We start from the raw sequence: 25,002 nt of genomic DNA, 5'->3' as shown, positions 1-25,002 counted from the left end.
GCAGTGCGGTCCGCTTCGGGCGGGCTCGGGAAAGGGGATTCATGACCCTGCTCGAATTACGAGAACTCACCGTCGGCGTCATCGCCGACGAAACCGAACGCGAACTGGTGCGCGAACTTTCGTTCGACCTCGACCAAGGCCGGACACTCTGCGTGGTCGGCGAATCCGGCAGCGGTAAAACGGTGACGGCCTTGTCGATCATCCGGTTGCTGGAATTCGTCGCGCCGGTGTTCACGCGCGGCGGGATCGCCGTCGACGGCGTGGACGTCACGCGGCTTTCCGCCGACGAGATGCGCGCGTACCGCGGCCCGCGGATCGGCATGATCTTCCAGGAGGCCTTGGATTCACTCAACCCGAGTCAGCGCGTCGGGAAACAGCTGATCGAGGCCTACCGGAAGCCCGGTTCCCTGCCACGCCAGGCCGCGCGCAAGGGCACGCCGTTGCATCGCGAGGCCGAGGCGAAAGCTCGCGGCCTGCTGAAGGAGGTCGGCCTCACCGACACCGACCGCGTGCTTTCCCTTTACCCGCACCAAATGTCGGGTGGGATGCAGCAACGCGTGATGATCGCGCTGGCGCTGATGGCCGATCCGAGTCTGCTGATCGCCGACGAGCCGACCACGGCTCTGGACGTGACCACGCAGGCGGAGATCCTCACCCTGTTCGACCGGGTCCGCCGCGACCACGGCACGGCGTGCGTCTTCATCACGCACGACATGGGCGTGGCCGCGCAGGTGGCGGACCGGATCGCGGTGATGTACCGCGGCGAACTGGTCGAGCTGGGGTCCACAGAGGACATTCTGTATTCCCCGAAGCATCCCTACACCAAGGCGTTGCTCGACTGCGTTCCGCAACTCGGGATCAGCAGGCGCGACGGCTTCCCCACCATCTCCGAGGCACTGCTCGAAGCCGCGATGAACGGCGAGTCGGCGGTCGCGACCGAAACCAGGTCGCTGAGCCGCGCGAAGACCGGAGACATCGGCGAGGGCACCGCGCTCGTCATCGATTCCGTGTCCAAAGTGTACGGACGACGCGGCAGGTTCTCCCTCAGCCGCGAGCCGGAGGTGCACGCGGTCAAGGACGTCTCGCTGGAGATCGCGCCCGGCGAGTTCTTCGGCCTGGTCGGGGAATCCGGTTCGGGCAAGACCACCCTCGGCCGCCTGGTGAGCGCGCTGGAGCCGCCGACGTCGGGCACCATCGCCTTCGGTGATCACCGGTGCACCGCATCCGGGCTCGACGGCGACGAGCGCGCGTTCCGCCGCCGCGCGCAGCTCATCTTCCAGGACCCGCAGAGCTCGCTCGATCCCCGGCACACCGCCGCCAGGATCATCGCCGAGCCACTGCGGGAGCTCACCGGCCTCCGCGGCGCCGAACTCGACCGCCGCGTCACCGAACTGATCGACGAGGTCGGCCTCCCCTCCGACACCGCGAAGAAGCTGCCCTCACAGCTCTCCGGTGGTCAGCGGCAGCGCGTCTCGATCGCCCGCGCGATCGCCGCCGAACCCGACCTCATCGTCGCCGACGAGCCCACCTCCGCGCTCGACGTCTCGGTGCAGGGGCAGGTGATGAACCTGCTGCTGGAACTGCGGCGCACCCGCGCGCTCAGCTTCCTGTTCATCACGCACAACCTCAGCCTGGTGCTCTCCGTCGCCGACCGGGTCGGCGTGATGTACCGCGGTCGGCTGATCGAAATCGGCGAACCGGACGAGATCCGGCTCCGCGCCCGGCACGAGTACACCCGCCGTCTCCTCGCGGCGAACCCCGAAATTGGAGTGCGGAACCCATGAGACGAACCCTGACCAAGGCCGCGCTCGGCCTGGCGACCGTCCTGCTGATCAGCTCGTGCATGGGAGGGCAGGCAGGCGGTGGGGCCGCCGACGGGCCGCCGGTCCGGGGCGGCAACCTGAAGGTCGCCGTGCCCACCGATCCGCAGTCGCTCGACATGGTCGCCAACCCCGGCCAGGTGACCGCGCATATCGGCAACATGATGTACGAGAAGCTGTTCGAGGTGGACAAGGGCTTCACCGCCCGGCCCATGCTGGTCGAGGACTACACCACCAGCCCGGACCGGCTCACGTACACCTTCAAGCTCCGCCAGGGCGTCACGTTCCACGACGGCAACCCGCTGACGTCCGAGGACGTCGTGGCGAGCCTGAAGCGGTGGCAGCAGGTGCACCGCACCGGTCAGCTGGTCACACCGGACATCGAAACGATCACGCCGACCGATCCGGCGACGGTGACCATCAAGCTCAAGAAGCCGCGCTACCCGCTCATCAACGAACTCGCCGGCGCGGGCACGGAGATCTACGAGGCGAAGAACCTCGCCGGCGTCGCGCCGACCGGGTTCGCCCAGGACAAGGCGATCGGGACCGGGCCGTACAAGCTCAAGAGCTGGGACATCGGCCGCGAACTGGTGCTGGAGCGCCACTCCGGCTACAAGTCCCGGTCCGAAGAGGACTGGGGCGGGCAGGCGGGCGCCAAGCACGCATACCTGGACACCGTGACCTACAAGGTGGTCTCCGACCAGGACGCGCTGATCAACGGCCTTCAGACCGGCCAATGGGACCACATCATGCCCACGAACGACCAGTACGAGCCGCTGCGTAACAACCCGGCCGTGGTCGTGCACAACCTGCCGGGCGGCAACGACAACGTGGTGATCCCGAACTTCAACACCGGTTCGAAGTTCGCCGACCCCCGCGCTCGCGAGGCACTGAACCTGCTGTTGGACAAGCCCGCGATCAACGCGGCCACCGGCGGCAGCAAGGACCTCACCCTCGAGACCGGCGCCTTCGCCTCGCCGGACAACAAGCAGTTCTATTCGACCGCGGGCGAAGAGGTCTACAAGGCGCACGATCCGGAGAAGGCCAAGCGGCTGCTGGCCGAGGTCGGGATCATCGCCGGCGCCACGATCCGGATCGTCACCACGAACTCGTATCCGGAGTTCGGCAAGTGGGCGGTGCTGATCCAGGACAGCCTGTCGAAGATCGGCATCAACACCAAGATCGACACCTTCGATTTCGCCACCATGCTCGGCACGCTGACCAAGGAACCGGGCGGCTGGGACATCACCACGCTGTTCTTCGACTCGGCGCTGACCTCGCCCGCGCAGATGCCCGCGCTCACTCTGGGCACGCTGAACGGTTCGTCGTCGCCCGAACTGGACGCGCTCATGGCCGAGTTCAACGCCTCGACGACACCCGAGCAGGCGAAGGCGGTGGTGGACAAGCTTCAGGCGTTCACCTGGAAGCACTTGTCGGTGATCACGCTGAGCCAGTCGAAGCTGTACGCGGCCTACTCCCCCAAGCTCAAGGGCTACGGCGACTTCTACCGCGTCTTCTGGAACACCTGGCTGGCGTCATGACCGGTCTGTTGCTGCGGAGGCTGCGCGATCTGGTGATCATCCTGGTGATCGTCGGGACGATGATGTTCTTCGTCATCCGCCTGATCCCCGGCGACCCCGCGCAGGCGATCCTCGGCCCGACCGCGCGTCCGTCCGATGTGGACGCGTTGCGGGAGAGCATGGGACTGAACGGGACGCTCTGGGAGCAGTACTTCAGCTGGGCCGGGAACGTACTGCACGGCGACTTCGGTACGTCGATCACCTATCACGCGCCGGTGCTCGGCGTGGTCGCCGACCACATCCTGCCGACGCTGACGCTGGCCGTGCTCTCGACGGTGATCAGCTTCTTCCTCTCGGTCGCGATCACCTCGTGGCAGGCGGTGTCGCCGCGCAACCCGATGGCGCGGGCGCTGGACCGGCTCTCCGCGCTCGGGATGGCGATGCCGGACTTCTGGATCTCGCTGATGCTCGTGCTCGTGTTCTCGGTGACGCTGCGCTGGTTCCCGTCCAGCGGCTACGAGAACCTGTTCACCGACCCGGCGACGGCGGTGCCCGCACTGGTGCTGCCGCTGACCGTGCTGGTCATCGGGCAGACCGCGTTGTTCGTGCTCACCCTGCGTGAAAGCCTGCTCGGTGAGCTTCCGCTGGCCTATCTGCGCACCGCGCGGGTGAAAGGTCTGTCGGAGCGCCAGGTCATGACCAAACATGTCCTGCCGAACGCGCTCATGCCGCTGATCACTCAGCTGGGCAGCAATTTCGCCATGCTCGTCGGCGGAATCGTGATCATCGAGTCCATCTTCGTCGTGCCGGGGCTGGGCCATCTGCTGATGGGCGCGGTGTCCACTCGCGACTTCCCGCTGATCCAGGGTGTGACGTTGTTCGTCGCGGTGCTGTTCGTGCTGGTCAACCTGCTGGTGGACCTCTCGTACGCGCTGCTCGACCCGAAGGTGCGTGTCTCGTGAGCGTGGCTCTCGTGGAAAAGACGTCGCCGGTGCGCGAACCCCGTCCGGCGGGCCGGGCGGCCAGGATGTTCCGGCGGAACCGGATGCTGGTGATCACCACCGCGATGCTGGCGGTGATCGTGCTGACCGTGATCGTGCTGCCGTTCTTCCTGCCGAGTGTCAGCGCGACCGACCCGGTGAACCGGCTGCTGCCGCCGTCGGCCGCGCATCCGCTCGGCACGGACTCGTTCGGCCGGGACGTGCTCGCCCGGCTGGTCTCCGGCGGCCGCGCGTCGCTCGGGCTGTCCGCCCTGATCACCCTGTGCGCGGCCTTCACCGGCCTGGTCATCGGGCTGATCAGCGGGTTCTTCCGTGCCGCGGACGCGGTGCTGATGCGGGTGATGGACGCCTGGATGTCGTTCCCGGCGATCATCCTCGCGATGGCGCTGGCGATCTCGCTCGGCGCGAGCATCTGGACCGAGCTGATCGCGCTGACCGTGATCTTCACGCCGTTCACCGCCCGGGTCATCCGCAGCCGGGTGCTCGGCATCGCCGGACGCGCCTACATCGGCGCCGCCCGGGTCTCGGGCATGAGCCGGTGGAAGATCCTCGTCGTGCACGTGTTCCCGAACGTGCTGCCGCTCGCGCTGGTGCAGGTGGTGATCCTGTCCGCGGCGGCGATGCTCGTGGACGGGGCGATGAGTTTCCTCGGTCTCGGTATCGCTCCCCCGACCCCGACCTGGGGCAACATGATCGCCGAAGGGCGGTCGTACCTGGTGCAGGCGCCCTGGCTGGTGATCGCGCCCGGCGTGACGATCATGGTGTGCGTGTTCCTGCTGAACCTCATCGGCTCGTCGCTGCGGATCGCCGTCGACGCCCGCGCGCGGACGTTGAGCGAAATGCAGCGCCTGCGCACCCGCCGCCCTTCCGCCAGCTGAGAGAGGATCCCGTTGTCTGCCACTACTTCCCTGGCCGTGCGCCACTTCGCTCCCGAAACCGTCTCGGGACCGCCTGTACTGCTGGTGCACGGATTCGCCTCCGACGGGCACACCGACTGGATCACCACCGGGTGGCCGGCGGCGCTCACCGCCGCGGGCCGCGAGGTGCTCGTCCCCGATCTTCCCGCGCACGGCTCCAGCCCGGCCCCCTCGGGATCACTGGGTGCCGCCGCGATCACTTCGGAACTGACCCGACTGGTCTCGGGTCTGTCCGAAGTGGACGTTGTCGGTTACTCGCTGGGCGCGCGGCTGGCCTGGGACCTGCCCGCTCAGGCCCCTGTCCGGCGGCTCGTGCTCGCCGGCGTGAGCCCCTTCGAGCCGTTCGGCACCGTCGACGTCGCGGCCGCGCTGACTTTCGCCGGTGGCGGTAAGGCACCGTCGGATCCGCTGACGGGGATGATCGCGCAGATGATCACCGCGCCGGGGCGGAATCCGGCCGCGCTCGCGCGGTGCATCGAAGACCTGCGGGCGGAGCCTTTCGCGCCGGTGGCCGGTGCGGTCTCCGTGCCGACTCGATTCGTTGCGGGGGTGGAGGATCCGGTAAGTCAGGGGATCGAGACGTTGGTGGAGCTGGTGCCGGGGTCCTCCCTGGTGCGGGTGCCAGGGGACCATGGTGGGGCGCTGAGGAGTCCGGAGTTCAAGGCGGCCGTGCTGGAATTCCTGGGCTGAGGTCTCTTCGGCTTTCATGACCTCCGGACGGCGACAGGCGGGTCCGCAGGCGTTGCGAAAGCCACTTTCGCAACGCTTCCCAAGACACGACCGATGCCATGAAAGGTCCTTTCCTTGCAAATTTTGCAAGGAAAGGACCTTTCATGGCGCTCTCGCCCGGCTCATACCACCCAGATGCGGGTCCGGTGCTCTCACTGCTGCGATGAAGGACGCTTTCATAGCAAATTTCGCTATGAAAGCGTCCTTCATCGCAGTCGCGAAAGGCGTTCAGAAGGTCCCGTCCGCAGCCACTTCCCGGTCCAGCCACAGGTCATCCAGAGCCGCCCGGACCTCCGCCCCCTGGGAAGCCGCCAACGCGACAGCGCCCAAGTTGTCCTCCAGTTGCGCAAGACGGCTCACGCCGAACAGCACGTTCGCCACCGGCCCGTACGCGAGGCAGAACGCGAGTGCCAACTGCGATGGACTCACGCCGAAGTCCCCGGCAGCAGCGGCGACGCGTGTGGCGACGGCGCGGATCGACTCCCGGATACCACCCGGGTCCGCGCCGATCTCCCGCGACGGAGTCTTTCCGAGCAGCACGCCACCCTCGAACACGTCGGACGCCTGCAACGTCAACCGCCCCGCCTCGAAATGCGCGCCGTAGAAGCGGCCTTCCGCCATCGAACGGCGAACGACGCTGTATTTCAGCTGAGCGAAACGTGGAGCCGGAAGACCTTCGCGCGCGGCGAAGTCCAGCGCGAGGTCGAGGTCGGCGGCCTGCCAGTTGTTCACTCCCCAGACGTCGAACCGGCCGAGCCGGATCTGTTCGGCCACCTCGGTGACGATCCGCGGGACGTCCGGACGCTCGAAGTAGTCGCCGACCACGACGGCTTCCGCGCGGTCGACGCCGACGCGGTCGAACGAGGTCGCGAGCTGCTCGGCGAAACCGGTGTCCGGGTAGTCCCAGAGCCAGAGTTTCCCGCACAGCTGGTACTCGTCGCGCTTGATCCCGGCCGCGCGGACGGCCTCGCCGAAGAGGAGGTCCGTGCGCGACTGTTCGGAATGCGGCCCCATGTTGTAGTGAGCCACGTCGAAGAGCGTGATCCCGGAGTCGATCGCGTACCGGAGCAGACGCACCGCGTCGCCGAAGTCCATGCGGTCCCAGGTGTTCCAGGATCCCAGGCTCAGCGCCGAAGTGGCGAAGCCCAGCCCGTTCTGCTTCTCGTCCACGAGATTTCCTTTCGCTGGCAACGGAAACAAGTTTTAGTCTACGATCATAGAATGAACAAGAGACTTGTCATGGTGACCGGCGGCGCCAGCGGCATCGGCCGCGGGGTCGCCGAAGCGTTCCAGTCCGCGGGTGACCGCGTGGTCATCGCCGACGTCGACGTCCGCGCGGCGCACGACCTGGCCGGCGAACTCGGCGCGGAGCATGTCGAACTCGACATCTCCGACCCCGGATCGGTCGACGCGGCGCTCGCGCTGGTCGCCGATCGGTTCGGCCCGGTGGAGGTCCTCGTCAACAACGCGGGGCTCGCCGGGGGCGGCGGACCGTTGGTGGGCTTGGACATCGGCGTCTTCGACCTGTGCATGCGGGTGAACTTCCGCGGCACCTTCCTGATGACGCGCGCGGTCGGCGCGCACATGCTGGAAGCGGGCACCCGGGGCGCCATCGTGAACATCACCTCCATCGGCGCCCGGCAGCCGACCCCGGGGCTCGGCCACTACGAGGCCACCAAGGCCGCCGTCGAGGCTCTCACGCGATCGGCCGCGCTCGAATTGGCACCGCACGGCATCCGCGTCAACGCCGTGGCGCCCGGCCCGGTGCTCACTCCGATGACCGCCGGTTTCGCCTCGGACGCCGCTGCCCGTGCGGCGTGGGAAGCGAGGATTCCCCTGGGAACCATCGCTTCCGTCGCCGACGTGGTGCCGTCAGTCCTGTTCCTCGCCTCCGCCGACGCCGGCCATCTCACCGGGGTGAGCCTCCAGGTCGACGGCGGGCAGCTGCTCACCTGAGTACACGACGCGGCCGCCGGACACGGTGAGTTCGACACCGACGTCCGGCAGGTCCGTGAACCCGACCTCGAGCGGATTCGCCGCCAGCACACAGAAGTCCGCGACGCGGCCCACGGTCAGCGAACCCTTCCACTCCGCCGCACCGTCCTGCTCCGCGGCCGCGACCGTGTAGCAGCGCAGCAGCCGAGCCATCACTGTCGGGTCCACTTCGGACACTTCCAGCATCTGGGCGGCCGCCGCGATGTGCACCCGCCAATCAGGGGTCACCACCGGTGCGTCGCTGCTCAAGGTCAGTGGCATACCCGACGTCAGCATTTCCGCCAGCGGCCAGGCACGAGCACCGACCTCGGCACCGAGCGCGTCCGTCAGCATTCCCCGCATCGCGACCGCGATCGCGGGCTGCGTGGTCAGGCCGACGCCCGCCGAAGCCATGCGCGCGAGCTGATCCGCCGTCACCAGGTCGCCGTGCACCAGGTGGTCGCCACGGCGAAGCGAGCCGAGCGCGGCCTCGATGCTGCGATCCCCCGTGGCGTGTACGGCCACAGTCATCCCGGCGTCGTGGGCGAGACGGATCATCGCGGCCAGATTACCCGCACGGTCCGGATCGTCGTCGCCGTCGACGAGCAGCGCCCCGTGCGAACCGTCGGCATAGCAGTGGTGCGTCCACGCGGAGCGCATCGGCGGAATGCCATCGGCGAAGATCTTCACGCCGGGCACGGTGAGCCACAACGGATCCGCGACCGGCGACGGTGACGACAGCCCACGCTCGAAGTCCGCCAGCGAACTGGCACCGTCGAGCAGACCGAAGAGCCGCAACGCGGTGACCCTCGCGCGAAGCATCCCGTCCTCCGCCAGCGCGGCGTACTCCGCCAGCACCTCGGCGCCGAAACACCCGGTCTCGCCAGGCCCCAGACCGGGTTCGGTGTAGCTCGTGATGCCCAGTGACGCGCACAGGTCACCCGCACGCAGGATGGCGGCCCGCCGCTCGGCCGCGGTGCGCACCGTTTTCTCTTCTCCCCCGGCGAATCCGGCACCACCGATGAGCGTGTCCGGCCAGCGGGCACCAAGCCAGGTCGCGTGGAGGTGTGAATCGTTGATACCGGGGAGAACGGCTCTGCCCGCCAGGTCGATCACCTCGGTCTCCGGGCCGATGTGGTCCAGCGCGACATCGCCGAGGGCGACGATCCGATCGCCACGGACGGCCATCGCCCGCACGACGGTGTCCGCCGGGTCGAAAGTAAGCACAGGGCCGCCGCGAACCACGAGTGAAGCGGGGCGAATACGGTGCGACGGCATGGTTTCCTCCAGGATCTGGACTTTTTCTCCTACGACTGTAGACTAAAAAGATGGCCAACAGAACCGAAGCGGCGGTGCTCACCGAACACGGCTCCGCGCTCACGTTGCGGGAACTACCGCTGCCCGAGGAGCCGGAACCGGGCGCCGCGCTGGTCCGGATCACCTGCACCACCCTGTGCGGCACCGATGTGCACCTCTGGTCCGGCCAGATGACCTTCCCCGGCATGCTCCCGATGGTGCTGGGCCACGAAATGGTCGGCGAGGTGGTGGCCGTCGGAGCGGGTACCACCGACACGCTCGGCCGCGAGATCGCCCAGGGCGACCGCATCGGCTGGTCCGAGTCGACCTGCGGAAAGTGTTACGGCTGCACGATCCTGCGCGAGCCGGTCGCCTGCGAGAAGCGCGGATACGGTTTCCTCCAGCGTTCCGATGTCTTCCCGTACGCCACCGGCGGACTCGTGCGGTACTGCTACGTGACTCCTGGTGCGGCAAAGCTTCTTCTCCCCGACGACGTCAAGGACACTTGGGCATCGATGTCGGGCTGCGCGGGCAAAACCGTACTGCGGGCGGTGTCGCGTTCGGGCGGTATTCGTCCAGGGGCGACCGTCGTGGTCCAGGGCGCGGGCGCGCTGGGCGTGTTCGCCACCGCGGTCGCGCGGATCTCCGGCGCGGGAGACGTGATCACCATCGGCGGGCCCGCCGACCGCCTGAAGATCGCCGAACGTTTCGGGGCCACAGCGACGATCCCGGTCGACGGCAGCGTCGAAGACCGTATCGAGCGGGTCAAGGAACTCACCGGCGGCCGGGGCGCCGACCACGTCTTCGACTTCGCCGGCGGGCCGACGATCGGTGAAGAGGCCGTCGCCTTCGCCGCCCAGCGCGGGACGATCGCGATCGTCGGCTCCACCGGCCCCGCGCCCTCCCCCGTGGCGCTGGGCACGGTGATGGGCAAGGAACTCACGGTCGTCGGCTCGCTCAACGGCGACATCGCCGACTACCACCGCTCGGTGGAATTCTTCCGCACGTTCGCCGATCGGCTGCCGTGGGACGAGTTTTTCAGCGCGCCTGTGGGTCTTTCCCAAGCGTCCCAGAGCGTCGAGTCGATGTCGCGGCTCGGCGAACTCAAAGCCGTCATCGATCCCCGCCTCCCCTAGGAGACCCTCATGACCGTAGTCCCCCAGCGCAGGATCGGCCGCGACGGCCCGCTCACCGGCGTGCTCTCGCTCGGCTCCTGGCACACCTATGACCGGATGGACTTCCGCGAGGCGGTGGACCTCGTCCGCACCGCGGTCGATTCCGGCATCACGCTCTTCGACGTCGGCGTCTACGGTTTCCCCGGCGCCGCACCGGTCTTCACCGACGTGCTGTTCTCCGCGATGGTCCGCGCGGCCGGGCTCCGCCGGGAGGACTACCTGTTCTCGGCCAAGCTCTGGCTGGATGGCTATCCGGAGCACAACCTGCGCGACCAGCTGGACAACGCGCTTTTCCGCGCGGGCGTCGAGCACGCCGACCTGGTGGTACTGGGCGATCTCCGGCGCGACGACACCGATCTGCACCAGCTGGTGCTGGATCTGGACGAACTGCGCGAGGCCGGGCTCATCCGGCAGTGGGGCGTCAACAACTGGTCCGCCGCCACGATCCAGGCCCTGCACGATTTCGCCGCTGCCGAGAACGTGCCCGGTCCCGCGATCGCGCAGCTGAAGTACAGCGTCGCGCGACGGTCCATTCCGGACGGTGAACCCTTCAAGAAGGTCTTCGGCGAACTCGGGGTCACGCTGCAGTCTTCGGACATCTTCGAGGGCGGGATCCTGCTGGGCAAGAACAGCGGTGCGCGCCAGGTCGGCCGCGATCCCGGCGACATCCGCGAGCGCATTGCCGCCGCTGCCCCGGAATTGGCGAAGATCGCGGCCGGACTGGCCGCGACACCGGCGCAGCTGTGTCTCGCGTTCACTCTCACTCATCCGGCCAACACGACCACCCTCTTCGGTGCGACGAGCACCCAGCAGCTCAAGGACAACCTGGGCGCCGTCGATCTCGTCGAGCGCGTGGGCGCGCGACAGCTCCGCGAACTCGTCGAGCCGTACTGGGCGGACCGGGGCGTCGTCGATCCGGAGGGACCGTGACGGCCTTCGACCCCGAACTCGCCGAAGCCCTGAGCGGACTGCCTGCCGGACCACCATTGGGTGCCGATTCGCTGGCGGAGATCCGGCGGGCGATGGCCGACGGGAACCTGAGTTGCGCCGAGGCGATCGGCGACCGGGATCTCGTCTGGGAAGACCGGCAGGTGCCGGGTACCGACGTGGTCGTCACGGTCGTCAAGCCGAGGGACGCCGAGGACGCGCCGGGTTTCTACAACATCCACGGCGGCGGGATGGTGCTGGACGACCGGTTCGCCGACCTGCCTAGAATGGTCGCCCTCGTCGAGGAATTCGGCTTCGTCGCGGTGACCGTGGACTACCGGCTCGCCCCCGAACATCCGCATCCGGTGCCGATCGAAGACTGCTACACGGGCTTGACGTGGATGGCCGAGCACGCGGACGAACTCGGCTTCGACCCCGGACGGCTGATCGTGGGCGGTGGCAGCGCCGGAGGCGGGCTCAGCGCGGGTATCGCCTTGCTTGCCAGAGATCGCGGTGGACCCGCGCTGGCCGGTCAGCTCCTGCTGTGCCCGATGATCGACAGCCGCAACGACTCCGGGTCCACAGTGGAATTCGCCGAACACGGAGTATGGGACAGGGCGGCCAACGAGTTCGGGTGGCGATCGCTCCTGAATGGACAGACCTCACCGTACGCCGTTCCGGCGACCGCGGACGACCTCGCCGGGCTCCCGCCCGCCTTCATCGAGGTCGGCGCGGCCGAGATCTTCCGCGACGAGGACGTCGAGTACGCGCGGCGCCTCTGGCAGGCGGGCGTGCCCACCGAACTGCACGTCTGGGCGGGCGCGTACCACGGCTTCGACCGGATCGCCCCGGACAGCGAGGTGACCAGGGCCGCGCTCGCCGCCCGGGCCTCCTGGCTGCGCCGCACTATCGGCCGAGCATGAACCGGGCGGCCTGCTCGCCGACCAGCACCGCCGGCGCGTTGGTGTTGCCCGTGGTCACGCGCGGCAGCACCGACGCGTCGGCGATCCGGAGCCCGCTGATCCCGTGCACGGCGAGCTCCGGGTCCACCACGGAGTCGGCGTCCGTGCCCATCCGGCAGGTCCCGACCTGGTGGTGGTAGGTGATCGCGGTCCGCCGGACATACTCGCGGACGTCGATGTCCGGACCCGGATACAGCTCGCGGGCACCCCAGTCCTCGGCCAGGGCGGACGCCCGCCCGATCTCCCGGCACTGTTCCACCGACGCGACCAGGCTTTCGAAATCGGCCGGATCCTCCAGCGCGGCGAGGTCGATCAGCGGTTCGTCGAGCGGACTCGGCCCCGAAAGCCGAAGACTGCCCCGGCTGCGCGGCGTGACCATGCCCGCCATCAGCGAGAACCCGGTCTCCGGGCCGGTCATCCACGACTCGTACATCGGGACACTGAAGTGGATCGGCTGCGTGTCGGGCACCGCCAGGCCTGGGCGGCTGCGCCAGAACAGATGGGTCTGCGTGACCGAGCGGCCGGGCGCGGGCGGGTCCACCTGACGGCGATCGGTCGCGAAGATGACCGGCGACAGCAGATGGTCGTGCAGGTTCTTCCCGACGCCCGGCAGCTCCGCGACGACGTCGATACCGTGCACCTCCAGCTCGTCGACCGGGCCGACCCCACTGCGCAGCAGGATCGCCGGGGACGCCAGCGCGCCGGCGGCGAGCACGACCTCGTCGGCGAAGACCTTGCGCAGTTCGCCGTCGATCTCGGCCAGTACACCGGTCACCTTGTCGCCCTCGAAGAGCAATCGGTGCACAAGCGCTCCCGTGTGGACGGTCATCCGCTCGGCAACGGGTTGCCCGTAAGCGAGCCAGGTGTTGAGCCGTTTTCCGTCGCGCGTGGTCACACGCTGCACCGACACGCCGTCGAGCTCGTCGCCGTTGTAGTCCGGATTGAACGGCAGGCCGATCTGCACGGCAGCGTCCACAATGGACTGCTGGATCGGGTGCAGCGGTTCGTTCGGCACGACGTCGAGCAGGTCCTTTTCGATCCGCTCGTACACCGGACGGACGTCGTCCCACCGCCAGCCGGGCAGGTCCCAGCCGTCGTAGTCGGCCGGGGCGCCACGCACCCAGATCATCGCGTTGAGCGAATGCGACCCGCCGAGCACCTTGCCGCGCGGCAGGTGCAGCCGCCGGTTCGCCGCGTGCGGCTGCGGCACGGTGTAGTAGTCCCAGTCCTCCGGGCCGTGCCACAGCTCGCCGGCCCGCGAAGGGTCGTGAATGGCCGGGTTGGTGTCCGGCCCGCCCGCTTCGAGCAGGGTGACCCACACCCCGGAATCGGCCAGTCTCCTGGCGACCACCGAACCGGCCGAACCCGCTCCCACCACGATGACGTCCATGTCCCCCACCCTCGCAAGGCGCGACGACGTCCGGCGGATTCGGTTCGCTGGCCGACAATCGGCGTGCCCTGGCGGGCAAGACCGGGGCCCTCGTGGCGCCCGATACTCGATCACACACCGGTCGAGGAGGAGCTAGCCATGGCCACACGCCTGTTCATCGACGGACAGTGGACCGCCGCGGGAGGCGGGTCGCTGCCGACGTACGATCCGGCCACCGGCCAGGTGATCGAGGAGGTCGGCACCGCGTCGGCCGCCGACGTCGACGCCGCCGTCGGTGCCGCACGGAAGGCACTGAACGACCCCGCATGGGCGGGTCTGCTGCCGGTCCAGCGCGCGGCGCTGCTGTTCAAGCTGGCGTCGCTGGTCGACGAGCGCCACGAGGAGCTTGCCGCGCTCGAGACGCGCGACCAGGGCCAGCCGATCGGCGTCTCGCGCCAGGTCAGCGTCACCGGCGCGGCGGAGCACCTCCGGTACTTCGCGGGCTGGGTGACCAAGATCCAGGGCACCACCAACCCGGTGTCCTTCCCGGACACGCTGCACTACACCCGCCGCGAGCCGGTCGGGGTGAACGCGCTGATCACGCCGTGGAACTTCCCGCTGATGATCCTCGTTTGGAAGCTCGCGCCCGCACTGGCCACCGGCAACACCGTGGTGATCAAGCCCAGTGAGGTCACCCCGCTGACCAGCATCCGGCTGGTGGAGCTGGTGCACGAGGCCGGGTTCCCGCCGGGGGTGGTCAACCTGGTCACCGGCGACGGTGCCGTCGGCGCGCTCCTGAGCAGGCACGCCGACGTCGACCATCTGTCCTACACCGGGTCCACCGCGGTCGGGAAACTGATCACGGCGGCGAGCGCGGAGTCGAACCTCAAGCGCCTCACCCTCGAACTCGGCGGCAAGGCACCCAGCATCATCGCCGACGACGCGGACATCGATGCCGCCGTCGCCGGCAACCTCGCCGGCGCGACGTTGAACAGCGGGCAGGTCTGCGCCGCGTACACCCGGTTCTTCGTGGACCGCAAACGCGAAGAGGAGTTCGTCGCGAAGCTGGCCGCCGGGCTCGAAGGCCTCAAGATCGGGCCGGGGCTGGACGAAACCACCCAGCTCGGCCCCCTCGTGTCCGCGAAGCACCGCGAACACGTGGACTTCCTCGTCTCGACCGGGAACGAGCAGGGCGCGGAACTGATCACCGGCGGCAAACCCGTCGACCGCGACGGCTACTTCTACTCCCCCACCTTGTTCGCCGGTGTCGCCGACGACATGACGATCATGCGTGAGGAGATCTTCGGCCCCGTCCTCGCCGTCACCGCCTACGACGATCCGGACGAACTGCTCGCACGGGCGAACGACACCGAATACGGGCTCGCGGCCACCGTGTGGACTCGCGATCTGGGTGTCGCACAGCGGTTCGCCAACGGCATCCGGGCGGGCGCGGTGTTCGTCAACATGCCGCCGATCCCCGACATGGCCGCGCCTTGGGGCGGCTACAAGGCTTCCGGCTGGGGCCGGGAGATGGGGCCGTGGGCGATCGACGCGTACACCGAGACCAAATCCGTCTGGCTGCACTACTCGTGACCACGGGCGACGCGGTCAACTCGACCGCGATGAGCAAATCGCAGATCGCCTACCACTGGATCAAGGCGAGGATCGACGACGGCACCTTCTCCCCCGGCTACCGCCTCGTGTTCGGGCAGATCGCCCAGGAACTCGGGGTCAGCACCGTGCCCGTGCGCGAGGCGGTCCGGCGGCTGGAAGCCGAGGGGCTGGTGACCTACGAGCACAACATCGGCGCGCAGGTCGCGATGGCGGACGAGAGCGACTACCAGCACACCATGCAGACGCTCGCGCTGATCGAGGGTTACGCCGCCGCGCTGGCGGCGCCGTCCCTGCCCGGCGAGGCGCTCGAGGAGGCCAAGGCACTCAACGCGGAACTGACCGCCTGCCTGGACAACTTCGAGCCGTCGCGGTTCACCGCGCTGAACCGCGACTTCCACCGCGTCCTCTTCGGTACCTGCCCCAATCCCCAGGTACTCGATCTGGTCAACCGCGGCTGGAACCGGCTGGCCGGGCTCCGCACGTCGACGTTCAGTTTTGTCCCCGGCCGCGCGCACGAATCCGTGCAGGAGCACCGGAAGATCCTCGACCTGTTCGATCGGAACGCGCCTGCCGGGGAGATCGAACTGGCCGTGCGGGAGCACCGGTTGACCACTTTGGAGACGTTCCTGGCCTGGCGGCATCCTTAGCAAGTTGGCGGCCGTTGCGCCCAGGTTGCCTAGGTACCTCCTGCGGGTGCACGGGTGGCGTTTTCGCGTCGTCCGATCGGTCACGAGACGTGGCCCATTCGGTACCTGCGCCTCTTCGTGTACCGCAGGGGTCCTGGTGGGTGGAGTGTCCCGCCGGACGTTGCGAAAGTGGCTTTCGCACCGTCATGGAACTCCTCCTCGGTGAGCCGCGCGTCGAAGTCCGCTGGGCCACTGGCGGGTGTCGTAAGACGCTAGGAGCCGACGGCTGCCGGACATCCAGGATCCGCCGACCGGACCAACTTCGGCGAAACCCCGCGCGGCGCCCGGCCTGCCTGGTCAGAATCGGTCCATGCGATCGAAGACGCTCGCTCTTGCCGCGATCCTGGCGTGTACGGCCGGGCTCGCCGGACCGGCCGCCGCTTCGACCGCGGGACCACGGCTGGACGACCCGCGCGCCTGCGCGCACGACGCGCGGTTCACCTGTTCGACGTTGACCGTGCCGCTCGACCATCGCGGCCGGACACCGGGCAAGCTCAAACTCCAGGTCGCCACCGCGAACAACGCGAACGCGGCCAAGGGGGTGCTGCTCTTCCTTACCGGCGGACCGGGGCAGCCCGGAGTCCCGTTCAGCACCAAGCTCTTCGACCGGATGCCGGAGGTGTTCGCCGACCACCGGCTGGTGATGATCGACCAACGGGGCACCGGCGCGAACGCCATCGACTGCCCGGAGCTGCAGGCCCAGGTCGGCAGCTCCGACATCGAACCGCCGACCCGCGAAGCGGTCACGCGCTGTGCCGCCGTTCTCGGTGACAAGGCCGGGTTCTACGGCAGCGACGCGACGGTCGCCGACCTCGATCTGCTCCGCCGGGCACTGGGCGTGCCGAAGATGGTGGTGGACGGGGTTTCCTACGGTTCGTTCACGGCGGCGCGGTACGCCATCGCGCATCCTGGCAACGTCTCGAAACTGATCCTCGATTCGGTGCTCCCCCACCATGCGACGGCCGACCAGTCGTTGTACCTCCAGGCGATGAAGGCGACCGCGCGTGTGCTGCGTGACGCCTGCGCGAAGCCGCCGGTCTGTGGCTCCGATCCGGCGGAGGACCTCGCGTGGCTGGTCCGGAACCGGGACACGGCGGCCGGGGTCGCTTTGTTCGACATGATCGTCACCTACGAGTTCGTCGACCCCACCTACCGGGACCCGTCGGCTTTGGGAGCAGATCTGATCACCGCGTTGCGGACCGCTCGCGGCGGAAACACCACGAAACTCGATTCGCTGCTGCGGAATCTCGCGTCCGGCGGCGACCCGCTCACGTCGTTCAGCTCGGGCCTGCACGCGGCGACACTGTGTGCGGACATGCGTTTCCCTTGGGGTGACGCCGGAACGCCGGGCTTCGTCCGCGAGCCGCTGCTGAAGCCGGCCGAGAAGCGTCTGACCGCGCGGGACACGTGGCCGTTCAGCCCGGCCGTGGCGACCGGGGTCGGGTTCATCCGGACGTGCCTGCCGTGGCCGGTCGTCCCGCCGAGTTCGAACCCCGGCGGGAAACTGCCGGACGTCCCGGTGTTGCTGCTCAACGGCGACCACGACCTGTCGACACCGATGGAGTGGGCGTACGCGGAGGCGAAGGCCGCGCCGCGGGGCGAGGTCGTGATCGTCGAAGGCGCGGCGCATTCCATTCAGAACCGGGAGCCGGGCGGGGCCGGACGGAAAGCGGTGGCCGAGTTCCTCGCCAGGTGAGCCGTCGCAAGCTTGAGTCTCCACCCACTGGAGCCTTTACCGTCGCTCCCATGACTATCACCGTTCTCGACACCTACCCCGCGATGCGAGCGATCCTGCGCGCGCCGCGGGCGGACCGCGCCGCGATGCTCAAGGCGATGGTCGAACCCGCCGCCGGGATGTACCGCTACTTCCCCGGCGAGGTGGACCTCGTCGCGATGCACGCGATGGGCGCCGGGTTCCCGCTCGACCGCGACGAGGAACGCTGCCTGGAGGCGCTCGAAGCACTCCACGAAGCGGACGCATGGAACCGGATCCAGCGCGCGCTCGACGACGCCGTCACAACACAGCTCGCCGCGACACCCGGCCTGACGGTCCCGGACATCACCGTCCTCACCGTGCTGGGTGATCCCGGCGACGAGCATTTCCTGGGCCCGAGTCTGGGGATGACGGCGAACGGCAGCGTGTCCGGCTACATCTACCTCAACTTCTGGCCGTATCCGGAGAATCTGGCGCGGCTCGAAGCCACGGCGGTCCACGAGCTGAACCACAACCTGCGCTACAGCCCCGGCGGGGTGATCTGGGACCCGGCGACGGTCACCGTCGGCGAGCAGATCGTCTCCGAGGGCCTGGCCGACGCGTTCGCCCGCCAGCTTTACGGCGACGAGCTCGGCTACGCCCGCATCGGTGTGCCGCATCTGCGCGACGACGCCGTGTTCGCGAAGGTCGTCTCCGGACTGGAGATCACCGGCATGCAGAACTTCACGGCGTGGGTGCACGGCGACGAGACCGCCGCCCGGTACGGCGCCACACCTGTCGGCCTGCCGACCGGCGCCGGCTACGCGGTCGGCAACCGGCTCGTCGACGCGTATCTGGCCGCGACGGGCCGGACCGCCGCGGAGGCCCTGCTGGCGGACCGCCGCGACGTCATCGACACCGCCCTCGGCCAGGGCACTGTCCGATGAGTCCGCGTCTCCCAAGTGTCCACAAAGGATGCCGTTCGCCGACTGGATGTGGGATCGTGAGCGGTAAGGACGCTCCTTACCACTCACGATCCCTTCGTGAAATCACTCAGCCCCCCGCGAAGGAAGCCTTTGTGGACAGTGGGGGTCGGCGGTGACGTCCCGCAAGTGGTCGTGCGGCCGGAGCGTGTCGCGAAAGCCACTTTCGCGACGCCTGATGTCCCGAAAGCGACTTTCGCGACACCTGGGTGTGAAGACCGCGAACAGGACTTGCCGGGCAGCGGCTAGGACTCGCGGCGCCTCGACCGGATCGTGAGCGCCACCAGCGCGCCACCGGCGAACAGCAGGAACAGGCCGGCGACCAGCAGGCCACGGACCTCACTGCCGGTCGAGGCCAGCGGCCCGCTGTCGGACGGCCCGCCGCCCGGAGCGGGCGCGCCGGGCTGCCCAGGCGTGGTGGTCACCGTGATCCCGGGCGCAGGGCTCGTGGTCGAAGTCCTGCTGGTGGTGGTCGGTGCGGTGCTGCCCGAGCTCGACGACGGCGTGGCGCTGCTGCTCGACGAGGTCGCACTGCTGGAAGAACTGGTCGACGTCGAACTGGTGCTTGTCGGGCTCGACGACGTGGCCGAGGTGGGCGCCGTCGACGTGGAAGTGGCCGAAGTCGGAATGGTCGACGTAGCGCTCGTCGGTGTCGAGCTGGTCGGTGTCGAGCTGCTGGTCGTGGTGGTCGAGCTGCTGTTCGTCGGCGAACTGCTCGACGAAGAAGACGAAGACGTGGAGGTGCTGGGCGTCGTGGTCGGCGTGCTGCCGCATTCGGGCAGGTCGCCGTTGAACGGGTAGGCGTGGAATTCCTGCCCTCCACCGCCGGTCGCCTCGGAGGTGTGCACCAGCGAGCCCGTGGTGAAGAACCGGCCGTTCATCCCGGAGGCGGTGACGGTCGCGGTGCTCCCCGGCTCACCGATCAGCACACTCCCCTGGAACTGGGCGCCTCCGGCGATCTTCACTCCGGTGGCGTCCGGGAAGTTCCACAGCAGCCGCTCGCGCAGCTTGTTCAGCGGATCCCGGTCGTCGGGGTCGCCGGTGTAGGTGTTGATCGTCCGGGCGGTCCCCATCATGTTGACCAGGATCGTCGCCCCCGCCGGGATACCTTCGAACTCGATCCCCTGCATGCCGCCGGTGGGGCCGGTCAGGTCGAAGTCCACGGTGAACACCTGCAGCGCGGATTTCCCGTCCCCGGTGAACAAGGTGCGGTATCCCTGGTTGACCGCCGTGCCGGTGGCCGGACGCGGCGTGGCGCCTTCCCGCGCGTAGCACTTGCTCGCGACCCGAAGTTCCTCACGCAGGCTCAGATAGGGTTTCGCCGCGTCGGGGTCCTGTTCGAGTTTGCCGGTCACCGTCCCGGTGACGGTTCCCGCGTGCCGGACGACGCCGCCGTCGGCGAGCAGCCGCTGGCCCGCCGCGACACCGACGTTCCCGCCGGTGGTGAGGAAATCCGCGCCGTCCGGTGGCGGGACACGCGATCCGACACCGGCGATCCCGACGTTGTAGACGGAGGACACGCCCGCTCGTTTGGCCATATCGAAATCACCGAGGACGACGACCCGCCCTTCGGCTTCCGCGGCGGCTTCCCGTACCTGGAATTCGCCGCCGACATAGACATTGATGCCGTTGTCCCGGCCAGCGTAATCCTTGTTGTTCACCGGTGGGTACACATCGGGACAGGCCGGTCCGACGCAGGGTCCCAGACCGCCCGGTAACGGGGCGGCGACCGCGCCGTCGGTGACCACGAGCGCCGCGACGCACACCGCGGCGGCGGCACCGGCGGAAAGAGAGGCGAATCGCCTTGCACGCATGCGGCGATTCTTGTGCCCATCGACCGTGCGAACACAATCGGAATGCGGAAATACCCCCGACCGGGCGAGGCGGGTAACCCATCTCATTTTCGGTTGTCCAGCGTTGTCCGGACAAGTGAATTCCAGGTGGAATGCGAAATCCCGCAACCTGCCCGACAAGGGAGGTCCACCACAGCGCGGGCTCGCCTGTGGACTGTGGTGGATCCCTGACCTGGCGGGTACTGGACCTGCGCGCGCTCGAGGCATCTGCTTGACTGCTGCCGTGCCGTCCGATCGTGCGACCTCCGTCGAAGCGGAGTTCTCGCGGGTGGTCGGCCGGTTCGCCGGTCCGGCCAGGGGCGCCGGGCTGCTGGTGATCAGTGTTTTCGGGGTACTCGCCACACCGTCCGGGGCGCTCCCGCTCGCCTTCGGACTGCTCGCGCTGGCCCTGGTCACCGCGGTTGCCGAGCACCTCGTGGGGAAGACGGGCCGGGGCAGGCCGATGGCGTTCGCGCTGACGCTGGTGCGCGCGGCGGCGATCTGCGGCACCCAGGTCCTGACCGCGCCCGAAGCGGCCGAGCTGAACCAGTGGGCGCTCAATGTCCTCACCATCACCGCCATCACCCTTCAATGGGAATGGCCGCCGAAGGTCACCGTGCCCGCCATCGCCTGCCTGCTGGCGATCGAGGTGGCGCCTCTCGGCCTCGAGGACGGTTTGTGGGTGGTGGTGCGAGTGCTGATCGAAGCCACTCTCGCCAGGATCGCCTTCCATCTGCTGTCGCGGACGACGCGCCGGATCGACGATCTCCGCGAGCGCCAGGCCCGGCTGACCAGGGAGGAATCCCTTGCCGTGCAACGACGGCTGCAGGAACGCGAGTACCTGGCCGTCCTGCACGACACGGCAGCGGCCACCTTTCTCACGGTCGCCCAGCGCGGCGAAACGACGGAGCCGTCCGAGGTCGCCGGATACGCCCGCCGCGATCTCGCGATCCTCACCGGCGAATCCGGGCCCGGCAGCGTCGTCGACCTGGAGACCTCGTTGCGCGGCGTGCTCGCGCAAAGCCCGGTGAAGGTCCAGGCGCACTGGTCCCCGGTCGCGCCGATCCCGGCGTCGGCGGCGCTCGCGATGGTCCGTGCCGTGCGCGAGGCGCTGGTGAACGTCGACCGTCACGCCGGTGTCGGCGAGGCCAGCCTGACGGTGGAAGACGGCGTTCGCGTGACCGTCCGGGACGAAGGCCGCGGTTTCGACCCGGCGAAGACCCCGGCCCAGCGGCGAGGTGTCCGAGGCTCGCTCGTCGAACGCATGGCCGCGGCGGGCGGCCGGGCCGAGGTGACCTCCGCGCCCGGTGCGGGGACCACGGTGGAACTGGTGTGGCCGCATGAATGAGACCGCGGACCGGGTGCTCGGCGGCTGCCGGATCGCGGTATTGCTCGCGACGGCGGCGATCCAGCTCGGGCTCAGCCTGACCCGGCTGGACGGCGCCCCCGGCCGGATCGCGTTCGCCACGCTCGCCGTCGTGCTCGCCCTCGCGGCGTGGTGGGTGCTGCGCTGGAAGCCGGTCCCCTGGCCGGTCGCGCTCGCGGGGGCGATCGTGGTCCTCGCGGCGTCCGCGGTCGCCAGCTGGGCTCTGCCCCCGGACCAGCACCTCGGCGACGAGGACTGGGCGTCCGGCCTCGCGGGCTGGCATCTGCTGGTGCTGCTGCTGGACCGGCCCGCGGTCGCGATGGCCGCGCTCGTCCTCCAGATGACGCTCACCTTCGTCCGGCAGGTCGGCGCCGCGCCCACCGATCGCGGCGAGATCGGCAGCGTCATGATCGCCGGGCTCAGCGTGCTCGCCTTCCAGGCCGCGACACTGGCGCTGATCACGGTCGTCAACCGGCGGGCGGGCGAAGCCGCGGAGGCTTCGGCGGAACGCGACCGGCAGGCCCACCGCAAAGCGCTCGCGGAGGAACGGGAGGCCGACCAGCGGAGCCGGTTCGCCGGACAGCTCGGCGCCACCCTGCCGCTGCTGGCCGGTCTGGCCGACCGCACGCTGGACCCGCGTGACGACGCGGTCCGGCAGCGTTGCGCGCTCGCCGCCACGCAACTGCGGCGGCTGTTCGCGGAGAACGACGACGTCCCCGACCCGCTGCTCCACGAGGTCTCGGCCTGCGTCGATCTCGCCGAGCGGCGAGGCTTGACCGTGACACTGGCGGTCAGCGGGGAGGCGGCGCCCGTCCCGACTTCGGTGCGCCGCGAACTGACCGGTCCGCTGATGACCGCGCTGGCCGCCGCCCGGACGCAGGCCAGGGTCAGCGTCCTGCGCGCGGACGACGAGATCCGCGTCGCCGCGATCACGGACGGTGAACCCGGGCCGACGGCGAACGGATCGGGCTCCGTCGACGTCGAATGGCACGCACTGGGAGAACGATCGTGGATGGAGGCGAAATGGCGTTCGCGACCGAACTGACCGCGGTGGTCGTCGACGATCATCCGGCCGTACGGGCCGGGGTCGTGCACTGGCTGTCCTGCGGCACCCCGCCGGTCACCGTCGTGGCCGAGGGTGAAGACGTGCGGGCCGCGTGGATCGGCGAGGGCGCACAGGCCGACGTCGTCATCCTCGACCTGCACCTGAACAGCACCACCCCGGCGATGGGCGACCTGCGACGGCTCACCGAGGCGGGCCGCCGGGTCGTCGTCTACTCGATGCGGGCCGACGACGAGACGGTCTTGCAGTGTCTCGAACTCGGCGCGCTCAGCTATCTCACCAAGTCCGAAGGCGCGGAACACATCGTCGAAGCCGTGCGGGCGGCGGCGGCCGACCGGTCGTACACGCCGCCGTCGCTGGCGGGTGCGATGGCCGGTGACCGCTCGGAACGGCGTCCCGCCCTTTCCGCGCGGGAGACCGAAGTCCTCATCGAGTGGTTCCAGTCCGAGTCGAAGGATTTCGTCGCGCACCGGCTGGGGATCTCGCCGAACACGGTCAACTCGCATCTCGAGCGGATCAGAGTCAAGTACGCCCAGATCGGCAGGGAGGCCCCGACGAAGGCGGCGCTCGTCGCCCGGGCGATCCAAGACGGGCTGATCGGTGTAAGCGATTTGTGATCGGGTGTGGTGCGAACGAGCCACAGTCGCCGCCCCCGGTGGCGGCTACGGTGCGTGACGAGCACGCCGGTACCGACTCGGCGGCAGTCCGAGGAGAACCATGAAGCCCGCCCGTACCGCCTTGATCGCCACCGGCTGCGCCGCCGCGCTGCTGCTTTCCGCCTGTGGCGAGGAGGGCGGGAAGACCGTCCGAGCCGACGGCACCATGGCTCCCGGCAGCGAGCTCAAGGTCGGCGAGCGCGCCGTCGTCCCGTTCAGCGACGCGGGCAAGTCGGGCACGATCGCGATCACCGTCAAGTCGGTCGAGATCGGCCCCAAGGAGGATCTCGCCAAGTTCAAGGACAAGGGTGAGGGATCGCTCCCGGTCTACGTCCGGATGACGGTGGAGAACATCGGCGGCACCGACCTCGCCGACACTTCGGTGTCGGTGCGCGCGGTCGACGCGAACGGCAAGGGCACCAAGGTGATCATGGCCAGTGGCACCGCGGCCTGTAAGGGAGAAACCGCGCCGGCGACGTTCACCACGCCGGGCTCGACCTACGAGACCTGCGACACCGAAGGCGTCAAGGACGGTGACGAGGTCGGCGGCGTGTCGTTCGGTGACGGAGACGGTTACAAGGACGACCCGATCACCTGGAAGAAGTGAACCGCTCCCCATTGGGCCGAACAGCGTAATCGATTCGTAACCATTCGTGGTGCGAATGGCCCACACTCACTTGCTCCCTCATCGACTACGGTGCGTGGCGAGAACGCCGGAGCAGGATTCGGCGGGGAGTCCGAGGAGATCCATGAAGTTCGACCGCATCGCCCTGTCCGCCACCGGCTGCGCCGCCGCGCTGCTGCTTTCCGCCTGCGGCGGCGAGAAGGAGGGGGGCAGTCCCGCTCCCGCCCCGTCGCCGGCGCCGACGTCGGCCGCTGCGTCCTCGCCCGCCACCAGCGGCACGGTCCCGGTCTCGAACGCGGACGCCACCGCCCCCGGCACTGCCTTGAAGGTCGGCGAGCGCGCCGTCGTCCCGTTCAAGTACGGCAAGGACAAGACCGGCACCATCGCGATCACCGTCAAGGCGATCGAGCTCGGCCCGAAGGAAGACCTCGCCTCTTACGGCGAGAAGGCCAAGGGCATGACGCCGGTGTACATCCGGATGACCGTGGAGAACGTCGGCGGCACCGACCTCAGCAACAGCACGGTGCGCATGCGCGCGGTCGGCCCGGACAACAAGAGCACCGGCGTGATCATCACCGGCGAGACCACGAACTGCCAGTCCGAGTCGGCGAAGAAGGACTTCAAGACCGCCGGCGCGACCTACGAGACCTGTGAGCTCCAGGCCATCAGGGACGGCGGCGAGGTCGGCGGTGCGGAGTTCAACGACGGTGACGGATACAAGGACGACCCGATCGTCTGGAAGAAGTAGCCCTCAGTGCGCGTGAAGGCCCCCTTCCCTCGGCTGAGCCGAGGGA

Annotated in this window: 22 protein-coding genes; 18 read left to right on the top strand and 4 right to left on the bottom strand. The window is 68.9% G+C overall.

The annotated features are described in order from the left end of the window. Positions 1 to 41 precede the first annotated feature (41 nt). From ACFVM3_RS18270 to ACFVM3_RS18250, 5 genes are read left to right on the top strand one after another with little or no spacing between them, the layout of a single operon-like run. On the top strand, positions 42 to 1,784 hold the full coding sequence (locus ACFVM3_RS18270; RefSeq protein ID WP_378440007.1) for a dipeptide ABC transporter ATP-binding protein: 1,743 nt from the start codon (positions 42 to 44) through the stop codon (positions 1,782 to 1,784). Continuing rightward, on the top strand, positions 1,781 to 3,361 hold the full coding sequence (locus ACFVM3_RS18265) for an ABC transporter substrate-binding protein (RefSeq protein WP_378440006.1): 1,581 nt from the start codon (positions 1,781 to 1,783) through the stop codon (positions 3,359 to 3,361). Before ACFVM3_RS18270 ends, ACFVM3_RS18265 begins: the two co-directional genes overlap by 4 nt. Continuing rightward, entirely contained in the window at positions 3,358 to 4,302 is a 945-nt protein-coding gene (locus ACFVM3_RS18260) for an ABC transporter permease (protein WP_378440004.1), read from the top strand. Before ACFVM3_RS18265 ends, ACFVM3_RS18260 begins: the two co-directional genes overlap by 4 nt. After that, entirely contained in the window at positions 4,299 to 5,219 is a 921-nt protein-coding gene (locus ACFVM3_RS18255) for an ABC transporter permease (RefSeq protein ID WP_378440002.1), read from the top strand. Before ACFVM3_RS18260 ends, ACFVM3_RS18255 begins: the two co-directional genes overlap by 4 nt. Positions 5,220 to 5,249: 30 nt before the next feature. Then, positions 5,250 to 5,948 (top strand): alpha/beta fold hydrolase, encoded by a 699-nt coding sequence (locus ACFVM3_RS18250; RefSeq protein WP_378440094.1) that lies wholly within the window; start codon positions 5,250 to 5,252, stop codon positions 5,946 to 5,948. A 267-nt stretch (positions 5,949 to 6,215) separates the two neighbouring features. On the opposite strand, the gene ACFVM3_RS18245 is transcribed toward ACFVM3_RS18250, so the two are convergent. Next, complete coding sequence (locus tag ACFVM3_RS18245; RefSeq protein ID WP_378440000.1) at positions 6,216 to 7,157, bottom strand: aldo/keto reductase; 942 nt, start codon at positions 7,155 to 7,157, stop codon at positions 6,216 to 6,218. Between the two features lie 69 nt (positions 7,158 to 7,226). Here ACFVM3_RS18245 and ACFVM3_RS18240 point away from each other — a divergent pair, with 69 nt between their 5' ends. After that, complete coding sequence (locus tag ACFVM3_RS18240; RefSeq protein ID WP_378440092.1) at positions 7,227 to 7,943, top strand: SDR family NAD(P)-dependent oxidoreductase; 717 nt, start codon at positions 7,227 to 7,229, stop codon at positions 7,941 to 7,943. Here the strand turns inward: ACFVM3_RS18240 and ACFVM3_RS18235 are convergent. Then, the gene (locus ACFVM3_RS18235; RefSeq protein WP_378439998.1) at positions 7,860 to 9,188 is read right to left on the bottom strand and encodes an amidohydrolase; all 1,329 of its coding nucleotides are present in this window, start codon (positions 9,186 to 9,188) and stop codon (positions 7,860 to 7,862) included. The two genes, ACFVM3_RS18240 and ACFVM3_RS18235, sit on opposite strands and share 84 nt — an antisense overlap. A gap of 101 nt (positions 9,189 to 9,289) precedes the next feature. Here ACFVM3_RS18235 and ACFVM3_RS18230 point away from each other — a divergent pair, with 101 nt between their 5' ends. Genes ACFVM3_RS18230 through ACFVM3_RS18220 form a run of 3 tightly spaced genes read left to right on the top strand, consistent with a single transcriptional unit; the run spans position 9,290 to position 12,282 of the window. Next, complete coding sequence (locus ACFVM3_RS18230; protein WP_378439997.1) at positions 9,290 to 10,393, top strand: zinc-binding dehydrogenase; 1,104 nt, start codon at positions 9,290 to 9,292, stop codon at positions 10,391 to 10,393. A gap of 9 nt (positions 10,394 to 10,402) precedes the next feature. After that, a complete protein-coding gene (locus tag ACFVM3_RS18225; protein WP_378439995.1) occupies positions 10,403 to 11,362 on the top strand; it encodes an aldo/keto reductase in 960 nt (319 codons plus the stop codon). Then, the gene (locus ACFVM3_RS18220; RefSeq protein ID WP_378439993.1) at positions 11,359 to 12,282 is read left to right on the top strand and encodes an alpha/beta hydrolase; all 924 of its coding nucleotides are present in this window, start codon (positions 11,359 to 11,361) and stop codon (positions 12,280 to 12,282) included. The genes ACFVM3_RS18225 and ACFVM3_RS18220 overlap by 4 nt, the downstream gene beginning before the upstream one ends. Here the strand turns inward: ACFVM3_RS18220 and ACFVM3_RS18215 are convergent. Beyond that, positions 12,266 to 13,711 carry a GMC family oxidoreductase gene (locus ACFVM3_RS18215; protein ID WP_378439991.1) on the bottom strand — a complete coding sequence of 482 codons (1,446 nt, stop codon included), beginning with the start codon at positions 13,709 to 13,711 and terminating at the stop codon, positions 12,266 to 12,268. The genes ACFVM3_RS18220 and ACFVM3_RS18215 overlap by 17 nt on opposite strands. Positions 13,712 to 13,849: 138 nt before the next feature. On the opposite strand from ACFVM3_RS18215, the gene ACFVM3_RS18210 reads away from it, so the two are divergent. The 4 genes from ACFVM3_RS18210 (at position 13,850) to ACFVM3_RS18195 (ending at position 18,630) form a co-directional block, all read left to right on the top strand. Beyond that, complete coding sequence (locus ACFVM3_RS18210) at positions 13,850 to 15,283, top strand: aldehyde dehydrogenase family protein (RefSeq protein ID WP_378439989.1); 1,434 nt, start codon at positions 13,850 to 13,852, stop codon at positions 15,281 to 15,283. Next, positions 15,280 to 15,951, top strand: a complete 672-nt coding sequence (locus tag ACFVM3_RS18205; protein WP_378439988.1) for a GntR family transcriptional regulator — start codon at positions 15,280 to 15,282, stop codon at positions 15,949 to 15,951. Before ACFVM3_RS18210 ends, ACFVM3_RS18205 begins: the two co-directional genes overlap by 4 nt. A 349-nt stretch (positions 15,952 to 16,300) precedes the next feature. Beyond that, positions 16,301 to 17,686, top strand: a complete 1,386-nt coding sequence (locus tag ACFVM3_RS18200; protein WP_378439986.1) for an alpha/beta fold hydrolase — start codon at positions 16,301 to 16,303, stop codon at positions 17,684 to 17,686. 50 nt (positions 17,687 to 17,736) lie between these two features. After that, positions 17,737 to 18,630, top strand: coding sequence for a DUF2268 domain-containing protein (locus ACFVM3_RS18195; RefSeq protein WP_378439984.1), 894 nt, complete (start codon positions 17,737 to 17,739; stop codon positions 18,628 to 18,630). Positions 18,631 to 18,911: 281 nt separating this feature from the next. Here the strand turns inward: ACFVM3_RS18195 and ACFVM3_RS18190 are convergent, their stop codons facing one another. Then, entirely contained in the window at positions 18,912 to 20,480 is a 1,569-nt protein-coding gene (locus ACFVM3_RS18190; protein WP_378439982.1) for a choice-of-anchor A family protein, read from the bottom strand. Positions 20,481 to 20,742: 262 nt separating this feature from the next. Between ACFVM3_RS18190 and ACFVM3_RS18185 the strand changes: the two genes are divergently transcribed. The 5 genes from ACFVM3_RS18185 to ACFVM3_RS18165 all read left to right on the top strand — a co-directional run bounded on the left by ACFVM3_RS18185 (position 20,743) and on the right by ACFVM3_RS18165 (position 24,956). Beyond that, a complete protein-coding gene (locus ACFVM3_RS18185; protein ID WP_378439980.1) occupies positions 20,743 to 21,846 on the top strand; it encodes a sensor histidine kinase in 1,104 nt (367 codons plus the stop codon). Beyond that, positions 21,839 to 22,909: a histidine kinase gene (locus tag ACFVM3_RS18180; protein WP_378439979.1), complete on the top strand. Its 1,071-nt coding sequence runs from the start codon at positions 21,839 to 21,841 to the stop codon at positions 22,907 to 22,909. The genes ACFVM3_RS18185 and ACFVM3_RS18180 overlap by 8 nt, the downstream gene beginning before the upstream one ends. After that, positions 22,888 to 23,544, top strand: a complete 657-nt coding sequence (locus tag ACFVM3_RS18175; RefSeq protein WP_378439977.1) for a response regulator — start codon at positions 22,888 to 22,890, stop codon at positions 23,542 to 23,544. Before ACFVM3_RS18180 ends, ACFVM3_RS18175 begins: the two co-directional genes overlap by 22 nt. 100 nt (positions 23,545 to 23,644) lie before the next feature. Beyond that, entirely contained in the window at positions 23,645 to 24,190 is a 546-nt protein-coding gene (locus tag ACFVM3_RS18170) for a hypothetical protein (protein ID WP_378439975.1), read from the top strand. Positions 24,191 to 24,332: 142 nt separating this feature from the next. Further along, complete coding sequence (locus ACFVM3_RS18165) at positions 24,333 to 24,956, top strand: hypothetical protein (protein WP_378439973.1); 624 nt, start codon at positions 24,333 to 24,335, stop codon at positions 24,954 to 24,956. Positions 24,957 to 25,002 lie beyond the last annotated feature (46 nt).

The sequence above is a fragment of the Amycolatopsis sp. NPDC057786 genome, from assembly GCF_042797905.1.
Taxonomy (GTDB): Bacteria; Actinomycetota; Actinomycetes; order Mycobacteriales; family Pseudonocardiaceae; genus Amycolatopsis.
Note: the sequence above shows the minus strand (reverse complement) of the source record. Positions and strands in the feature narration are given on the sequence as shown.